At 53.1% G+C, this 16,194-nt stretch carries 19 protein-coding genes; 16 read left to right on the top strand and 3 right to left on the bottom strand.

Annotated elements, in window-relative coordinates:
* The first annotated feature begins 157 nt into the window (after positions 1-157).
* From rseD to acpS, 12 genes are all read left to right on the top strand, one after another.
* Entirely contained in the window at positions 158-322 is a 165-nt protein-coding gene (rseD, locus tag QNN86_RS03895) for a rpoE leader peptide RseD (protein ID WP_182269338.1), read from the top strand.
* On the top strand, positions 319-894 hold the full coding sequence (gene rpoE, locus QNN86_RS03890) for an RNA polymerase sigma factor RpoE (RefSeq protein WP_003037573.1): 576 nt from the start codon (positions 319-321) through the stop codon (positions 892-894). The genes rseD and rpoE overlap by 4 nt, the downstream gene beginning before the upstream one ends.
* A gap of 31 nt (positions 895-925) precedes the next feature.
* Positions 926-1,579, top strand: a complete 654-nt coding sequence (gene rseA, locus QNN86_RS03885; protein WP_115257749.1) for an anti-sigma-E factor RseA — start codon at positions 926-928, stop codon at positions 1,577-1,579.
* The gene (gene rseB, locus QNN86_RS03880) at positions 1,579-2,535 is read left to right on the top strand and encodes a sigma-E factor regulatory protein RseB (RefSeq protein WP_117343490.1); all 957 of its coding nucleotides are present in this window, start codon (positions 1,579-1,581) and stop codon (positions 2,533-2,535) included. Before rseA ends, rseB begins: the two co-directional genes overlap by 1 nt.
* Positions 2,532-2,996 (top strand): SoxR-reducing system protein RseC, encoded by a 465-nt coding sequence (gene rseC / locus QNN86_RS03875; RefSeq protein ID WP_115257751.1) that lies wholly within the window; start codon positions 2,532-2,534, stop codon positions 2,994-2,996. Before rseB ends, rseC begins: the two co-directional genes overlap by 4 nt.
* A 265-nt stretch (positions 2,997-3,261) precedes the next feature.
* Positions 3,262-5,061, top strand: coding sequence for a translation elongation factor 4 (lepA, locus tag QNN86_RS03870; RefSeq protein ID WP_096756125.1), 1,800 nt, complete (start codon positions 3,262-3,264; stop codon positions 5,059-5,061).
* A gap of 15 nt (positions 5,062-5,076) precedes the next feature.
* Positions 5,077-6,051 carry a signal peptidase I gene (lepB, locus tag QNN86_RS03865; RefSeq protein WP_096756126.1) on the top strand — a complete coding sequence of 325 codons (975 nt, stop codon included), beginning with the start codon at positions 5,077-5,079 and terminating at the stop codon, positions 6,049-6,051.
* Positions 6,052-6,321: 270 nt separating this feature from the next.
* Complete coding sequence (gene rnc / locus QNN86_RS03860) at positions 6,322-7,002, top strand: ribonuclease III (RefSeq protein ID WP_003037579.1); 681 nt, start codon at positions 6,322-6,324, stop codon at positions 7,000-7,002.
* A complete protein-coding gene (era, locus tag QNN86_RS03855) occupies positions 6,999-7,904 on the top strand; it encodes a GTPase Era (RefSeq protein WP_279277823.1) in 906 nt (301 codons plus the stop codon). Before rnc ends, era begins: the two co-directional genes overlap by 4 nt.
* Positions 7,905-7,932: 28 nt before the next feature.
* Positions 7,933-8,664, top strand: a complete 732-nt coding sequence (gene recO, locus QNN86_RS03850) for a DNA repair protein RecO (RefSeq protein ID WP_414210651.1) — start codon at positions 7,933-7,935, stop codon at positions 8,662-8,664.
* 11 nt (positions 8,665-8,675) lie between these two features.
* Complete coding sequence (pdxJ, locus tag QNN86_RS03845; RefSeq protein ID WP_096756128.1) at positions 8,676-9,407, top strand: pyridoxine 5'-phosphate synthase; 732 nt, start codon at positions 8,676-8,678, stop codon at positions 9,405-9,407.
* A complete protein-coding gene (acpS, locus tag QNN86_RS03840; RefSeq protein ID WP_181617610.1) occupies positions 9,407-9,787 on the top strand; it encodes a holo-ACP synthase in 381 nt (126 codons plus the stop codon). Before pdxJ ends, acpS begins: the two co-directional genes overlap by 1 nt.
* Here the strand turns inward: acpS and QNN86_RS03835 are convergent.
* Positions 9,784-10,044 carry a YfhL family 4Fe-4S dicluster ferredoxin gene (locus QNN86_RS03835; protein WP_182269340.1) on the bottom strand — a complete coding sequence of 87 codons (261 nt, stop codon included), beginning with the start codon at positions 10,042-10,044 and terminating at the stop codon, positions 9,784-9,786. The genes acpS and QNN86_RS03835 overlap by 4 nt on opposite strands.
* 55 nt (positions 10,045-10,099) lie before the next feature.
* On the bottom strand, positions 10,100-10,948 hold the full coding sequence (locus QNN86_RS03830; protein ID WP_096756131.1) for a MurR/RpiR family transcriptional regulator: 849 nt from the start codon (positions 10,946-10,948) through the stop codon (positions 10,100-10,102).
* A 116-nt stretch (positions 10,949-11,064) separates the two neighbouring features.
* On the opposite strand from QNN86_RS03830, the gene murQ reads away from it, so the two are divergent.
* The 4 genes from murQ to tadA are packed head-to-tail and all read left to right on the top strand — an operon-like array spanning position 11,065 to position 14,525.
* Positions 11,065-11,958, top strand: a complete 894-nt coding sequence (murQ, locus tag QNN86_RS03825; RefSeq protein ID WP_414210650.1) for an N-acetylmuramic acid 6-phosphate etherase — start codon at positions 11,065-11,067, stop codon at positions 11,956-11,958.
* A gap of 9 nt (positions 11,959-11,967) precedes the next feature.
* Positions 11,968-13,332 carry a PTS transporter subunit EIIC gene (locus QNN86_RS03820; RefSeq protein ID WP_096756133.1) on the top strand — a complete coding sequence of 455 codons (1,365 nt, stop codon included), beginning with the start codon at positions 11,968-11,970 and terminating at the stop codon, positions 13,330-13,332.
* A 3-nt stretch (positions 13,333-13,335) separates the two neighbouring features.
* A complete protein-coding gene (gene yfhb, locus QNN86_RS03815; RefSeq protein ID WP_096756134.1) occupies positions 13,336-13,971 on the top strand; it encodes a phosphatidylglycerophosphatase C in 636 nt (211 codons plus the stop codon).
* Between the two features lie 17 nt (positions 13,972-13,988).
* On the top strand, positions 13,989-14,525 hold the full coding sequence (gene tadA / locus QNN86_RS03810) for a tRNA adenosine(34) deaminase TadA (protein ID WP_096756135.1): 537 nt from the start codon (positions 13,989-13,991) through the stop codon (positions 14,523-14,525).
* 55 nt (positions 14,526-14,580) lie between these two features.
* Here tadA and mltF read toward each other — a convergent pair whose 3' ends face one another.
* Positions 14,581-16,131 carry a membrane-bound lytic murein transglycosylase MltF gene (gene mltF, locus QNN86_RS03805; RefSeq protein WP_182269342.1) on the bottom strand — a complete coding sequence of 517 codons (1,551 nt, stop codon included), beginning with the start codon at positions 16,129-16,131 and terminating at the stop codon, positions 14,581-14,583.
* Positions 16,132-16,194: the final 63 nt, after the last annotated feature.

Below are 16,194 nucleotides of genomic sequence, written 5' to 3'. Positions count from 1 at the left end.
ATTCATAGTGAGAGGTAAAGGATGAAAAATATTTTGTGTAGCAGGCCGTTAGCGTCAGATTAGGAGATGAAATAAAGTGCCCGTTGGGTTACTCTGCAAGCGGTTTAATGGGCATTTCTGTACAGATAGTGCGTTGATCGGGTTATGTAGACTTATAATGAGAGATAAGACCTGTCTACAACATGACAAACAAAAACAAATGCGTAACGGAACTTTACGAAACTTGAGCACTCTAAGTCATTGCTTGCTCATAGTGCAGCTGATGGAGTGGCGTTTCGAAAGCGCGTGGAAATTTGGTTTGGGGAGACTTTACCTCGGATGAGCGAGCAGTTAACGGACCAGGTCCTGGTAGAACGGGTCCAGAAGGGAGATCAGAAAGCCTTTAATTTACTGGTAGTTCGCTATCAGCATAAGGTGGCGAGTCTGGTTTCCCGCTATGTACCGTCGGGCGATGTTCCCGATGTTGTACAGGAAGCATTTATTAAGGCCTATCGTGCGCTGGATTCGTTCCGGGGAGATAGTGCTTTTTATACCTGGCTGTATCGTATTGCAGTCAATACAGCGAAGAATTACCTGGTCGCTCAGGGGCGTCGTCCACCTTCCAGTGATATAGATGCGATAGAAGCAGAAAATTACGAAAGTGGCGGTGCGCTGAAAGAAATTTCGAACCCTGAGAACTTAATGTTGTCAGAAGAACTGAGACAGATAGTTTTCCGAACTATTGAGTCCCTCCCGGAAGATTTACGCATGGCAATAACCTTGCGGGAGCTGGATGGCCTGAGCTATGAAGAGATAGCCGCTATCATGGATTGTCCGGTGGGTACGGTTCGTTCTCGTATCTTCCGAGCGAGGGAAGCTATTGATAATAAAGTTCAACCGCTTATCAGGCGTTGACGGTAGCGGGATACTGGAAAAGGTATTAGGCATGCAGAAAGAAAAACTTTCCGCTTTAATGGATGGCGAAACGCTGGATACTGAGTTACTCAAAGAGCTGACTCACGACCCGGAAATGCAAAAAACCTGGGAGAGTTATCACCTGATCCGCGATTCCATGCGAGGTGATACCGCCGACGTTCTCCATTTCGATATTTCCGACCGAGTAATGGCAGCCATCGCAGATGAGCCAGTACGTCAGGCGGCGCCATTGATTCCTGAGGCCCAGCCAGCACCACATCAGTGGCAGAAAATGCCATTCTGGAAGAAAATGCGTCCGTGGGCCGCTCAGCTTACTCAAATGGGTGTGGCCGCGTGCGTATCGCTTGCAGTTATCGTTGGCGTCCAGCACTATAATGGGCAATCTGAAACGTCCCAGCAGCCCGAAACGCCGGTATTTAATACATTACCGATGATGGGTAAAGCCAGTCCGGTGAGCTTGGGTGTACCTTCTGACGCGACGGCCAGCAGCGGCGGTCAGCAACAGCAGGTGCAGGAGCAGCGTCGTCGTATCAATGCTATGTTGCAGGATTACGAACTGCAGCGCCGACTGCACTCCGAACAGCTTCAGTTTGAGCAGGCACAGACACAGCAAGCCGCTGTACAGGTGCCAGGAATTCAAACTTTAGGAACGCAATCGCAGTAATGAAGCAACTTTGGTTTGCCATGTCACTTGTGGCTGGTAGCCTGTTCTTCTCTGTCAACGCCTCGGCCACTCCTGCGTCCGGGGCGTTATTGCAGCAGATGAATCTGGCCAGCCAGTCGCTCACCTATGAGCTGTCATTCGTCAGCATCAATAAACAGGGTGTTGAATCCCTACGTTATCGTCATGCTCGTCTGGATAATCGTCCGCTTGCACAACTGTTGCAATTAGATGGACCACGCCGGGAAGTCGTACAACGTGGAAATGAAATCAGCTATTTTGAGCCGGGGCTCGAACCGTTCACGCTGAACGGTGATTATATTGTTGATTCTCTGCCATCTCTGATTTACACCGACTTTAAACGTCTCGCACCCTACTATGATTTTATCTCGGTAGGCCGAACCCGTATTGCAGACAGGCTTTGTGAAGTGCTCCGCGTCGTGGCGCGTGACGGGACTCGTTACAGCTACATTGTCTGGATGGACACCGAAACTAAGCTACCGATGCGCGTCGATCTTCTTGACCGGGATGGCGAAACGCTGGAACAGTTCCGCGTGATCGCTTTTACTGTGAATAGCGGCGTCGGAGACAGCATGCAGACGCTGGCAAAAGCCAACCTGCCGCCGTTGCTATCCGTTCCCGCAGGCGAGAAAACCAACTTCAACTGGAGCCCATCGTGGTTGCCGCAAGGATTCAGTGAAGTCTCTAGCAGCCGTCGTCCACTGCCGACGATGGACAATATGCCGATTGAATCGCGTCTTTATTCTGACGGGCTGTTCAGCTTCTCTGTGAATGTGAACCGCGCGCAGCAAAACAGCGCCGATCAGCTCCTGCGTACCGGACGCCGCACGGTCAGTACCAGCGTACGAGATAATGCCGAAATCACTATCGTTGGTGAACTTCCGCCGCAAACGGCGAAGCGCATCGCGGACAATATCAAGTTCAGGGCTGCACAATGATCAAAGAGTGGGCAACGGTTGTTTCCTGGCAAAATGGCCTGGCGACAGTCAGCTGTGACGTTAAAGCGTCGTGCAGCAGCTGTGCCTCAAGGGCCGGATGCGGAAGCCGTGTGCTGAATAAACTGGGACCGCAGACAACGCATACCATTGTGGTGCCTAGCGTTGAACCGCTGGCTCCCGGTCAGAAAGTTGAGCTAGGCATTGCTGAAGGCAGCCTGTTGGGCTCGGCAATGTTAGTCTATCTGTCTCCGCTGGCGGGGCTGTTTGTTTTTGCCGCATTGTTCCAGGTATTGTTTGGCAGCGATATCGCCGCGTTAAGCGGTGCGATACTGGGCGGTGTGGGTGGATTCCTGATTGCTCGTGGTTTCTCACGCAAGCTGGCTGAACGTGAGGCCTGGCAACCGGTGATTCTCAATGTTGCTCTCCCGCCTGACCTTCTTCGCGTCGAAACACACCAGTGATATATATGCCTGATGGCGCTGCGCTTATCAGGCCTACAGGACCGTTACTACGTAGGCCAGATAGGGCACTTTCGCCGTACTTCGGTAAAAGTTTCACTGACTTTGCTAAGTTGTTTCCAGTTCCCGCTATCCTTGCTCTATGAACATTTCCTCGCCTCAGCGTTGTAGTGTAGAATGCGGCGTTTCACTTAAACCGACGTTAAGCTCAGAACAGCGACTTCTCAAAGCCTGCCCAGGCAGGCGTAAGGCACAATAATTACACTATATGAAGAACATACGTAACTTTTCAATCATAGCTCACATCGACCACGGTAAATCAACGCTGTCTGACCGTATTATCCAGATCTGCGGTGGCCTGTCTGACCGTGAAATGGAAGCGCAGGTTCTCGACTCGATGGATCTTGAGCGTGAGCGCGGTATTACTATCAAAGCGCAGAGCGTGACGCTCGATTTCAAATCATCTGATGGTGAAACCTACCAGCTTAACTTTATCGACACGCCGGGCCACGTTGACTTCTCGTATGAAGTTTCGCGCTCGCTTGCCGCCTGTGAAGGCGCTCTGCTGGTGGTTGACGCCGGACAGGGTGTTGAAGCGCAAACGCTGGCTAACTGCTATACCGCCCTGGAAATGGATCTCGAGGTGGTGCCGGTACTGAACAAAATTGACCTGCCGGCTGCCGATCCTGAGCGTGTAGCGGAAGAGATCGAAGATATCGTCGGTATCGATGCGACAGATGCGGTTCGCTGCTCGGCGAAAACCGGCGTCGGCGTGACCGACGTTCTGGAACGTCTGGTGCGCGAAATTCCGCCGCCGGAAGGTGACCCGGAAGGCCCGCTGCAGGCGCTGATCATCGACTCCTGGTTCGATAACTATCTGGGTGTGGTCTCGCTGGTACGTATTAAAAACGGCACCATGCGCAAAGGCGACAAAATCAAAGTGATGAGCACCGGGCAGGTGTATAACGCTGACCGTCTGGGGATCTTCACGCCTAAGCAGGTTGACCGTACCGAACTGAAGTGCGGCGAAGTGGGTTGGCTGGTTTGTGCGATTAAAGATATTCTCGGCGCCCCGGTCGGCGATACGCTGACTCAGGCACGTAATCCGGCAGATAAAGCGCTGCCAGGATTTAAAAAGGTGAAACCGCAGGTTTACGCCGGTCTGTTCCCGGTCAGCTCTGACGATTACGAAAACTTCCGTGATGCGTTAGGTAAGCTGAGCCTGAACGATGCCTCCCTGTTCTATGAACCGGAAAGCTCTACCGCGCTGGGCTTCGGCTTCCGCTGTGGCTTCCTTGGTTTGCTGCACATGGAGATTATTCAGGAACGTCTGGAACGTGAATACGATCTGGACCTGATCACCACTGCACCGACCGTTGTTTACGAAGTTGAAACCACGGGTAAAGAGACTATCTATGTCGATAGCCCGTCCAAACTGCCGCCGCTGAACAACATCTATGAGCTGCGCGAGCCGATCGCTGAGTGTCATATGCTGCTGCCTCAGGCATATCTCGGCAACGTTATCACGCTGTGTATCGAGAAGCGTGGCGTACAGACCAACATGGTTTACCACGGTAACCAGGTGGCGCTGACCTATGAAATCCCGATGGCAGAAGTGGTGCTCGACTTCTTCGACCGCCTGAAGTCAACGTCTCGTGGCTATGCGTCACTGGACTATAACTTCAAACGCTTCCAGGCCTCTGACATGGTGCGCGTTGATGTTCTGATCAACAACGAGCGTGTTGATGCGCTGGCGCTCATTACCCACCGTGATAACTCGCAGAGCCGCGGCCGTGAGCTGGTGGAAAAGATGAAAGAACTGATCCCACGCCAGCAGTTTGATATCGCGATTCAGGCAGCCATTGGTACGCACATCATTGCGCGTTCAACGGTTAAGCAGCTGCGTAAAAACGTTCTGGCTAAGTGCTATGGCGGTGATATTAGCCGTAAGAAAAAGCTGCTGCAGAAACAGAAAGAAGGTAAAAAACGCATGAAGCAGATCGGTAACGTCGAGCTGCCTCAGGAAGCGTTCCTCGCCATTCTGCATGTCGGTAAAGACAGCAAATAATCCTAAGGAGTTGGCATGGCGAATATGTTTGCCCTGATTCTGGTGATTGCCACACTGGTGACGGGCATTTTATGGTGCGTAGATAAATTTATCTTTGCGCCAAAACGCCGGGAGCGTCAGGCAGCGGCACAAGCCGCTGCGGGTGATTCACTGGATAACGCAACGCTGAAAAAAGTCTCCCCGAAGCCGGGCTGGCTGGAAACCGGAGCATCCGTGTTCCCGGTACTGGCGATTGTACTGGTGGTGCGTTCATTTATTTATGAGCCGTTCCAGATCCCATCGGGTTCGATGATGCCGACGCTGTTAATCGGTGATTTTATTCTGGTGGAGAAATTTGCCTACGGAATTAAAGATCCGATTTATCAGAAAACACTGATCGAAACGGGCCATCCGAAACGCGGTGATGTCGTGGTGTTTAAATACCCGGAGGATCCGCGCCTGGACTACATCAAACGCGCTGTCGGTTTACCGGGAGACAAAGTGACGTACGATCCAGTGGCGAAAGAGGTCACGATCCAGCCAGGATGCCGCTCCGGTCAGGCGTGTCAAAACGCGTTGCCGGTTACGTACTCTGACGTTCAGCCGAGCGATTTCGTGCAGACGTTTGCACGTCGTAACGGTGGTGAAGCGACCAGTGGTTTCTTCGAACTTCCGCTAAGCGAAACGAAAGATAACGGTATTCGCCTGACCGAACGTAAAGAGACGCTGGGCGAGGTGACTCACCGCATTCTGACCGTGCCAATCGCGCAGGATCAGGTGGGGATGTACTACCGCCAACCGGGTCAGCAACTGGCGACCTGGATTGTTCCACCGGGACACTACTTCATGATGGGTGATAACCGCGACAACAGCGCGGACAGCCGTTACTGGGGATTTGTACCGGAAGCGAATCTGGTGGGTAAAGCGACGGGCATCTGGATGAGTTTCGATAAGCAAGAAGGTGAATGGCCGACCGGTGTTCGTTTAAGCCGTATTGGTGGTATTCATTAATTGCTGATAATCGTTCACGTTGTCGTCGTAATGGCGGCAACGTGAATTATTTCTCGGATAAATTCCCGCAGACTAACGACATCCCTTGTCGTTGTGTATAGAATATTCCCCCGTAGTTTTAGGTTGGCACCGTCAGGTTGCCACGGCACACGAAACAGCGTTGATTCGTATACAAGCGCATTCAGGCGACGCCGAAACGGCTAACCGAGTGATGTATATCAGGTCTGTTTCGTGTGCTGGATTGTTGACGCATTCATTTATTGGTATCGCATGAACCCCATCGTAATTAATCGGCTTCAACGGAAGCTGGGCTACACTTTTAATCATCAGGAACTGTTGCAGCAGGCATTAACTCACCGCAGTGCCAGCAGCAAACATAACGAGCGTTTAGAATTTTTAGGCGACTCTATTTTGAGCTTTGTTATTGCCAATGCGTTGTATCATCGCTTTCCGCGTGTGGACGAAGGTGATATGAGTCGCATGCGCGCCACGCTGGTGCGCGGTAATACGCTGGCTGAATTAGCCCGTGAGTTTGATCTCGGCGAATGTTTACGTTTGGGGCCGGGCGAACTGAAAAGCGGCGGCTTCCGTCGTGAATCTATTCTGGCTGATACCGTCGAAGCACTGATCGGCGGCGTCTTCCTCGACAGTGATATTCAGACTGTTGAACAACTGATCCTTAACTGGTATCAAACCCGTCTGGATGAAATTAGTCCGGGCGACAAACAAAAAGATCCGAAAACGCGTTTGCAGGAATACTTGCAGGGTCGCCACCTGCCGCTGCCGTCTTATCTGGTAGTACAGGTCCGTGGCGAAGCGCACGATCAAGAATTTACTATCCACTGCCAGGTTAGCGGCCTGAGTGAACCGGTGGTTGGCACAGGTTCGAGCCGTCGTAAGGCTGAGCAGGCTGCCGCCGAACAGGCGTTGAAAAAACTGGAGCTGGAATGAGCGAAGAAAAAACCTATTGCGGATTTATTGCCATCGTCGGTCGCCCGAACGTTGGTAAATCCACCCTGTTGAATAATCTGCTTGGGCAGAAGATTTCCATTACCTCCCGTAAGGCGCAGACGACCCGTCACCGCATTGTCGGTATTCATACCGAAGGCGCGTATCAGGCTATTTATGTTGATACCCCGGGCCTGCACATGGAAGAAAAGCGTGCCATCAACCGCCTGATGAACAAAGCGGCCAGCAGTTCTATTGGTGACGTTGAATTGATTATTTTCGTCGTAGAGGGCACGCGCTGGACGCCGGACGACGAAATGGTGCTGAACAAACTGCGTGACGGTAAAGCTCCGGTTATCCTGGCGGTCAACAAAGTGGATAACGTCCAGGAAAAAGCCGATCTGCTGCCGCACCTGCAGTTTCTGGCAAGCCAGATGAACTTCCTCGACATCGTACCGATGTCTGCCGAAACCGGCATGAATGTCGATACCGTTGCGGGCATCGTGCGTAAGCATCTGCCGGAAGCGGTTCATCACTTCCCGGAAGATTACATCACCGACCGCTCGCAGCGCTTTATGGCCTCTGAAATCATCCGTGAAAAGCTGATGCGTTTCCTCGGTGCTGAACTGCCGTATTCTGTGACCGTTGAGATTGAGCGCTTTATCCCTAATGAACGTGGCGGCTACGATATCAACGGCCTGATCCTTGTCGAACGCGAAGGGCAGAAGAAGATGGTCATTGGCAACAAAGGGGCCAAAATTAAAACCATCGGTATTGAAGCACGTAAAGACATGCAGGAAATGTTCGAAGCGCCTGTGCACCTTGAACTGTGGGTGAAAGTGAAATCTGGCTGGGCCGATGACGAACGCGCGCTGCGCAGTCTCGGTTACGGCGACGACGTCTAAACCCTTCCTCTGAAAGACGACGAGTATTATGACGGATGGATGGCAACGCGCATTTGTCCTGCATAGTCGCCCGTGGAGCGAAACCAGTTTAGTGCTGGACGTTTTCACGGAAGAGTCGGGTCGCGTGCGCCTTGTGGCTAAAGGCGCACGTTCCAAACGCTCCAATCTGAAAGGCGCACTCCAGCCTTTTACCCCATTATTACTTCGCTTTGGTGGACGTGGTGAGGTCAAAACCCTACGTAGCGCTGAAGCCGTCTCTCTGGCACTCCCGCTTAGCGGAATCACGCTGTACAGCGGTCTGTATATCAACGAACTCATTTCTCGCGTGCTTGAGTACGAGACCCGCTTTTCTGAACTCTTTTTCGATTACCTGAACTGTATCCAGGCGTTGGCAGGCACATCCGGTTCACCAGAGCCCGCCCTGCGTCGTTTTGAGCTGGCGTTGCTCGGTCATCTGGGCTACGGCGTGGATTTTGCCCACTGTGCGGGCAGCGGTGAACCGGTGGACGACACCATGACCTATCGCTATCGGGAAGAAAAAGGGTTTATCGCCAGCATCGTTATTGATAACAACACCTTTACCGGACGTCACCTCAAAGCACTTGCATCGCGTGAATTTCCGGATGCCGATACGTTACGTGCCGCGAAACGCTTTACCCGCATGGCGTTAAAGCCGTATCTTGGTGGTAAGCCGTTAAAAAGCCGGGAACTGTTCCGGCAATTTTTGCCAAAACGCGCAGTAAAAACAAATAATGATTAACGAGGATTGTCATGGCCGAATTACTGTTAGGCGTCAACATTGACCACATTGCCACTTTACGTAACGCACGCGGCACCGCATACCCGGACCCGGTTCAGGCGGCATTTATCGTTGAGCAAGCGGGGGCGGACGGTATTACCGTTCATCTGCGTGAAGACCGTCGTCATATTACTGACAGAGACGTGCGAATTCTGCGTCAAACGCTGGATACACGTATGAATCTGGAAATGGCGGTGACGGAAGAGATGCTGGCCATCGCGGTTGAAACCAAGCCGCATTTCTGCTGCCTGGTGCCGGAAAAACGTCAGGAAGTCACCACTGAAGGCGGCTTGGATGTGGCGGGTCAACGCGACAAAATGCGTGATGCCTGCAAGCGTCTGGCGGATGCGGGGATCCTGGTCTCGCTGTTTATCGATGCCGATGAAGAACAAATTAAAGCGGCTGCTGATGTTGGCGCGCCGTATATTGAAATTCACACCGGCTGCTATGCTGATGCGAAAACCGATGCTGAACAGGCCAGCGAACTGGCACGTATCGCCAAAGCTGCGACCTTTGCTGCCAGCCTGGGTCTGAAGGTGAACGCCGGTCACGGCCTGACTTACCATAACGTCAAAGCCATTGCGCGGATCCCGGAAATGCACGAGCTGAACATTGGTCATGCGATCATCGGACGTGCGGTGATGAGCGGTCTGAAAGACGCCGTAGTGGAAATGAAACGTCTAATGCTGGAAGCGCGTGGTTAATGGCGATTCTGGGATTAGGCACCGACATCGTGGAGATTGCGCGCATTGAAGCGGTGATCTCCCGTTCCGGCGATCGGCTGGCCAGACGCGTCCTCAGCGACAACGAATGGACCATTTGGGAAACGCATCAGCAGCCAGTGCGTTTTCTGGCGAAGCGTTTTGCGGTAAAAGAGGCGGCGGCAAAAGCCCTTGGCACCGGCATTCGTAACGGGCTGGCATTTAATCAGTTCGAAGTGTTCAACGATGAACTCGGCAAGCCGCGTTTGCGGTTATGGGGAGAGGCGTTAAAGCTGGCGGAGAAGCTCGGTGTTATGCATATGCACGTGACGCTGGCCGATGAACGTCACTATGCCTGCGCCACGGTCATTATTGAGAGTTAAAGCTTGTCTGCGTGATGCATTAACACAAACTTATCCCACAGCTGTTCTTCTGTTTCGCTATGTGCCGGATCTTTCAAAATAGTATTGGGGATCGGGCACACCTTTTGACAGGTTGGCGTGTCGTAATGACCTACACATTCCGTGCACTTGTCGCTGTTAATCTCGTAAATGCTGTCACCCATTGAAATGGCCTCATTCGGGCATTCGGGTTCGCACATATCGCAATTGATACACTTTTTAGTGATTAACAGGGCCATCAGGAAACTCTCAAAACATCACAAATCGGGCGGGCATTATACGCGCATTCTTTGCTCAAACCAGTTTTTTTACCAGCGCTTCGCTGTGGCGGATCCGCTCCGGGGCATGTTCGAGATCTTGCTGCACCAGCGCCATAAACAGTAAATCAGTCAACATCATTTGCGCATGCGTTGATGAAATTGCGGCACTGCGCGTGGCCTGTTCTTCGGCAATGGTGTACAGGCAACGGGTGGCGCGCTGCTGTAGGGCATTGGGAGTAAAGCCAGTGATGGCGAGGATTTTTGCCCCGGTGCGTAATGTTTCATCCGCGGCCAGATTGAGTTCGCGTCGCTCTCCGCTATACGAAATGGCCAGCAGCAGATCGTTTGAATCCAGCGCCTGTACGGTCGCCAGCAGGGCATGCATATCGCGTTCAACGACCGCATTAAATCCTATCTTCAATAGCTTCCAGGCAAAATTTTGCGCCACCAGGCCCGAGGCGCCAATGCCGGTGAGGATAATGCGCCTGGCTGTGCGCAGCATCGTGACGCTTTCCATTAGTTTGTCTTCGCTATTGACGTCCAGCGTGGCATGCATCGCTGCTACGTTCTCCTTAATTAGCTTCTCACCTACCAGTCGCATAGGATCGTCACCGCGGATCTGATTGTGCACCGGAACCGAATGTGGATTGGGATTGCTGGCCAGCGCTTCGCTGATCGCCAATTTGAGGGCAGGGAAGCCTTTAAAGCCCATTTTCTGCGCGAACTTCACGACGCTGGACTGGCTAACGCCCGCTTCAAAAGCTAGCTGCTGAGAGCTGAGATGACGCACATTATCTGGTTGCGTAAGAAGATAATCCGCAAGCTTTTTATCGCTTTGTGCGAGGTCAGGGTAACGCTGACGAATGCGAATCAAACAGTTCATGCTGTCTCCTGGCGAAAATGTGATGGCGATTACAAAACAACATTTCACTCGCCTGAGTGAATATAATATTCCATTATGACGGATTATTATGAATTAAAAATTCCTAAGGAACAAAAATGAATCTCGGTGCGTTAGTGTCAGAAACCCGCAATCCACAAACGATGGATCTCGATGCGTTATCCACGCTTGAGCTGGTACATCGTTTTAATCAACAGGATACGCTGGTAGCGGAAGCAGTAAAAGCGACACTGTCTGAAGTTGCGCATGCGGTTGATGCGGCTGCGCAGGCACTTAAAGCAGGCGGGCGGATTATTTACATGGGGGCAGGGACCAGCGGACGTCTCGGCGTGCTGGATGCCTCAGAATGTCCGCCAACTTTTGGTGTACCGCACGGATTAGTGGTCGGGCTGATTGCCGGTGGGCCAGGGGCGTTATTAAAAGCGGTTGAAGGCGCAGAAGATAACTCGCAGCTTGGGGAAGATGACCTGCGGGCGCTGAATCTGACCGCGCAGGATCTGGTTGTCGGTCTGGCGGCATCGGGTCGGACACCGTATGTGATTGGCGGCCTGAAATATGCGCATGCGGTGGGCTGTACGACGGTAGCGATTTCCTGTAATCCGGACTCACCTATTGCCCGCGAAGCGGATATCGCCATCTCTGTGGTGGTTGGTCCGGAGGCGCTGACCGGTTCAACCCGTCTGAAGTCGGGCACCGCGCAGAAACTGGTGCTAAATATGATTTCCACCGGTGCGATGGTGAAGTATGGCAAGGTGTATCAGAACCTGATGGTGGATATGAAAGCGACCAACGCCAAGCTGGTCGATCGGGCCTGCCGGATGGTGGTGGAAGCCACCGGCATTTCGCGCGAAGACGCTGAAACGTTACTGAAGCAGACCGACTTTGACGTTAAGCCCGCCATTCTGATGGCGCTGACCGGGCTAGACGCGACGGCAGCCAGGACTAAACTCTCCGCTCACCAGGGTTTTTTACGCGCGGCGTTAGAACACTAAGAGGTACATATGGACAAAACGGCGGCGCTTGCCAGCGATATTCTGCTGGGGGTTGGCGGAGAAAAAAATATTCTGCGCCTGGAAAACTGTATGACCCGCGTCAGGGTAGAAGTCCAGGATGACGACCAACTGGATATTCCCCGGCTGAAGCAGCTGCCCGGCGTCAGCGGCTATGTGAAGCAGGGGGCGCAGCATCAGATTATTGTCGGTCCCGGTAAGGCCGCCAAAGTGGTGGATGCCATGCGTTCTCTGATTGCCGATGACGGCGAACGTCCGCATGCACACGACATTGAACGCACAAAATCTCAGGTGAAAGCGAAGTACAAAGCGCCAATGAGCGATGCGCTGCGTAAACTGGCAAACGTCTTTATTCCGCTGATCCCGGCGTTTATCGCCTCCGGTTTGATTACCGGTATTATCAATATCCTCAAGCGCCCTGATATTGTGGGCGACTTTGCCACCCATTATCCCAATATGCTGGGGCTGTTAGGTATTTTCGGCAGCGCCGTTTTTGCCATCATGAATATTCTGGTGGGGGTGAATACGGCCAAAGTGTTTGGGGGTTCGCTGGCAATGGGCGGCGTAATGGCCGGCATTCTCTCCAGCCCACAGCTAGCGCAAATTACCCTGTTTGGCGAGGCGCTACAGCCCGGGCGTGGCGGGGTGATTGCGGTGCTGCTGGTGGTGGCGTTAATGTGCTGGATAGAGCGCAAATTCCGCGAGGTGTTGCCGGAATCGCTGGAGTTGATCCTTAATCCGTTGCTGACCACCCTGATTACCGGGACGGTTGCGATTGTGGCGCTACAACCGCTCGGTGGCTGGATCTCCGAGTCCATTGCCCACGGCGCCTCCTGGGCGATTGATCGCGGCGGTTTCCTGGTCGGCGCGGTGCTGGCGGGAACGTTCCTGCCGCTGGTGCTCACCGGACTCCATCAGGGGCTGGTGCCGATTCACGTGGAACTGGTGCAGGCGCATGGCTATAACGCGCTATTTCCCATCCTGGCGATGGCCGGGGTCGGTCAGATTGGCGCCGCAATTGCTGTTCTGATGAAAACCCGTAACGCACGACTGAAAAAAGTGATCAAAGGCGCGCTGCCGGTCGGGTTACTGGGCATTGGCGAGCCGTTGATTTTTGGCGTAACGCTGCCGCTGGGTAAACCGTTTATCGGCGCTTGCCTCGGTGGTGCGGTCGGTGGGGCGCTGATCAGCTACTGGAAAGTGGCGACGGTTATCACCTTTGGTATCTCGGGATTACCGCTGGCGCTGACGATTGTTGCCGGAAAAGTGATGTTCTATCTGTTAGGCTATCTGGTAGCGGTTATCGCCGGGTTCTTGTTTACCTGGCTATTGGGGTTCAACGATCCAGAGGACTAAGGTTTGACCAATCACGAGCGTCGCGTTGTTTTTTTTGATTTGGACGGTACGTTACACCAGCAGGATATGTTCGGTAGTTTTCTGCGTTATCTGCTGCGCCGCCAACCGTTGAATGCGCTGCTTGTACTGCCGCTGTTACCGATTATCGCGGTGGCGATGTTGATCAAAGGGCGCGCCGCCCGTTGGCCAATGAGTTTGCTCCTGTGGGGATGCACTTTTGGTCGGCGAGAAGCACGCCTTAAAGCCCACCAAGCTGATTTTGTGCGTTGGTTTCGCCATCACGTGACGGCGTTTCCGCTGGTGCAGCAGCGCCTGACCACCTATCTGTTAAGCTCTGATGCGGATATTTGGCTGATCACCGGTTCCCCGCAGTCGCTGGTCGAGCAGGTTTACTTTGACACCCCGTGGCTGCCTCGGGTGAATCTTATCGCCAGTCAAATGGCGCGCGGTTACGGTGGCTGGGTGCTGCCTTTACGCTGCCTTGGCCATGAGAAAGTCACCCAACTGGAACGCCAGATTGGCGCCCCGCTGGCGCTGTATAGCGGCTACAGCGACAGTAAGCAGGACAATCCGCTGCTCTCGTTCTGCCAGCATCGCTGGCGCGTCACGCCGCGTGGAGAGCTGCAGCAACTCGAATAGAGTAAACGATAGCGTCCGTGTATAATGCGCCCGCTTTGATTACTGGAGTTCTGCCTTTGTCTGATGTTGAATTTAGCCACGAATACTGGATGCGTCATGCGTTAACGCTGGCAAAGCGCGCCTGGGATGAGCGTGAGGTTCCGGTAGGCGCGGTTCTGGTGCATAACAATCGCGTGATTGGCGAAGGCTGGAATCGGCCGATTGGTCATCACGATCCCACCGCTCATGCTGAAATCATGGCGCTGCGTCAGGGCGGGCTGGTCCTGCAAAATTACCGTTTACTGGATGCCACACTGTACGTCACCCTTGAGCCATGCGTGATGTGTGCGGGTGCAATGGTACACAGCCGTATCGGTCGGGTGGTATTTGGTGCGCGTGATGCGAAAACGGGGGCCGCGGGTTCGTTAATGGATGTACTGCATCATCCGGGCATGAATCATCGGGTTGAGGTGACAGAAGGTATATTGCGTGATGAATGCGCCACGCTGCTCAGTGACTTCTTCCGTATGCGTCGTCAGGAAATTAAAGCCCTGAAAAAGTCCGCCACGGAGTGATTGCAGCGGTAGGCCGGATAAGGCTTTTAAGTCGTCATCCGGCATGGGTATGCTACTACTTTTCCTCCTTCTTCTGCGGGGAAAACAGCAGTGAAGGGGTGTGCGTCAGATAGTTCGACGAGGTTTGCGAGAGAAACGCTGAGAGCGGAAATTTCTCTTTCCCTGACAACTCTGCGGGTGAAACCGCCGGATAATCCTGCGCCAGTTGCTGCGTTTCGATCGCCTGCTTTTCTTTCTCCTGCAGATATCCCACCAGACTTATCTGATACTTACGGATATTCTCTACGTAGGTATAGGCTTCGTGGCCGCGTGCATAGCCATAGGTTAGTTTTTTGTACCAGGGCTTTTGGCTGAGCAGCGGCAAGCGCTGTTTTACGTCGGCCCAACTGTCCGGGTTACCTTTGGTTTTTACCGTCAGCGCGCGGGCATCCAGCATATGCGCATACCCCATATTATAGGCGGCAAGCGCAAACCAGATCCGTTCGCCCTCGGGGACGGTATCCGGAACTTTACTCATCATATCTTGCAGATAGCGAGCGCCCCCGCTGATGCTTTGCTCGGCGTCGGTCCGGTCCGTTAATCCCAGACTCTGGGCGGTATTTTTGGTCAGCATCATCAGACCGCGAACGCCAGTCGGGGAGGTGGCCTGCGCATCCCAGTGCGATTCCTGATAAGAGATGGCCGCCAGCAGTCGCCAGTCTATCTCCTGCGCATATTTCTCAAACAGCGGCTTGAGATCCGGTAACACGCTGTCGACCGCCCGTAAGAACGTGCGGGTATCGACATAGTCAAAATCATTGCCATGCCCGAGATATTTTTCTTCCAGCCGCGCCAGTAACCCGTCTTCATTGATGGTGTTAAAGAAATCCAGCAGGGCGGCGGAAAGTGTATTGTCATCGTCCAGCGGGCTAAACCAGGTCACAGGTTGTTCGTCAGAGACATCCAGTGCGACGGCCAGTTCAGGGTGTACGCGCTGATACAAACTGATCGCCACGGAATCGGCAATGGTGTAGTCCAGCTTGCCGCTGATGACATCATCGAGCAGCTCCGTGGTGCCCTTTTTATCATCGACCTTCCAGCTCAGCTCAGGAAATTTTGTTTCTTTCAGGTGTTGCAGGTCATTCACCACCACGTGCCCGGGGGCGATAGTCAACTGTTTATCTGTCACGTTGGCCAGGGTGCGTGGACGATATTGCCCGACCCGATACACCAGTTGCTGGGAAACCGAGTAGTAGGTGGGGCCTGGCTGGTAATTTTTGACCCGTTCGCTGTTATAGACCAGACCGGCGGCGAGCAGATCGGCCTTGCCGTTGTCGAGGTCGTCAAAAAGCTGGCTGATATTCTGGCGCACGGTGATTTTTAACTTTACGCCTAAATAACGGGCAAACTCCTGGGCCAGTTCGTAATCCAGTCCGAACTTTTTCCCATTAAGGGTGGCGTAAGTTAACGGAGAGTCAATGGTACTGACGCGCAGCTCTCCCCGCGATTGAATGGCGGCGATACGATTGTCGGCTTTACCGAACCAGGGAATGGATGGCCACAGGGCCGCTGCCAGCAGCAACGTCAAAATGCCGATAAACAGATAATTAATCTTTAATTTTTTCAATTAGTTAATTCTCTGAACCGTGCGTTGTCTCAGTCTGCTATGGTCGTAATTAGGAAGTGAATT

This window comes from Citrobacter sp. C348 (genome assembly GCF_047467975.1).
Taxonomy (GTDB): domain Bacteria; phylum Pseudomonadota; class Gammaproteobacteria; order Enterobacterales; family Enterobacteriaceae; genus Citrobacter; species Citrobacter gillenii.
The sequence above is the reverse complement of the archived record's forward strand: the minus strand, read 5'-3'. Positions and strand labels throughout refer to the sequence as shown.

What these genes read in the sequence shown, in the direction of transcription:
- rseD (WP_182269338.1), top strand. Translation starts at nt 158, where the DNA reads ATGAGAGATAAGACCTGTCTACAACATGACAAACAAAAACAAATGCGT.
- rpoE (WP_003037573.1), top strand. Translation starts at nt 319, where the DNA reads ATGAGCGAGCAGTTAACGGACCAGGTCCTGGTAGAACGGGTCCAGAAG.
- rseA (WP_115257749.1), top strand. Translation starts at nt 926, where the DNA reads ATGCAGAAAGAAAAACTTTCCGCTTTAATGGATGGCGAAACGCTGGAT.
- rseB (WP_117343490.1), top strand. Translation starts at nt 1,579, where the DNA reads ATGAAGCAACTTTGGTTTGCCATGTCACTTGTGGCTGGTAGCCTGTTC.
- rseC (WP_115257751.1), top strand. Translation starts at nt 2,532, where the DNA reads ATGATCAAAGAGTGGGCAACGGTTGTTTCCTGGCAAAATGGCCTGGCG.
- lepA (WP_096756125.1), top strand. Translation starts at nt 3,262, where the DNA reads ATGAAGAACATACGTAACTTTTCAATCATAGCTCACATCGACCACGGT.
- lepB (WP_096756126.1), top strand. Translation starts at nt 5,077, where the DNA reads ATGGCGAATATGTTTGCCCTGATTCTGGTGATTGCCACACTGGTGACG.
- rnc (WP_003037579.1), top strand. Translation starts at nt 6,322, where the DNA reads ATGAACCCCATCGTAATTAATCGGCTTCAACGGAAGCTGGGCTACACT.
- era (WP_279277823.1), top strand. Translation starts at nt 6,999, where the DNA reads ATGAGCGAAGAAAAAACCTATTGCGGATTTATTGCCATCGTCGGTCGC.
- recO (WP_414210651.1), top strand. Translation starts at nt 7,933, where the DNA reads ATGACGGATGGATGGCAACGCGCATTTGTCCTGCATAGTCGCCCGTGG.
- pdxJ (WP_096756128.1), top strand. Translation starts at nt 8,676, where the DNA reads ATGGCCGAATTACTGTTAGGCGTCAACATTGACCACATTGCCACTTTA.
- acpS (WP_181617610.1), top strand. Translation starts at nt 9,407, where the DNA reads ATGGCGATTCTGGGATTAGGCACCGACATCGTGGAGATTGCGCGCATT.
- QNN86_RS03835 (WP_182269340.1), bottom strand. Translation starts at nt 10,044, where the DNA reads ATGGCCCTGTTAATCACTAAAAAGTGTATCAATTGCGATATGTGCGAA.
- QNN86_RS03830 (WP_096756131.1), bottom strand. Translation starts at nt 10,948, where the DNA reads ATGAACTGTTTGATTCGCATTCGTCAGCGTTACCCTGACCTCGCACAA.
- murQ (WP_414210650.1), top strand. Translation starts at nt 11,065, where the DNA reads ATGAATCTCGGTGCGTTAGTGTCAGAAACCCGCAATCCACAAACGATG.
- QNN86_RS03820 (WP_096756133.1), top strand. Translation starts at nt 11,968, where the DNA reads ATGGACAAAACGGCGGCGCTTGCCAGCGATATTCTGCTGGGGGTTGGC.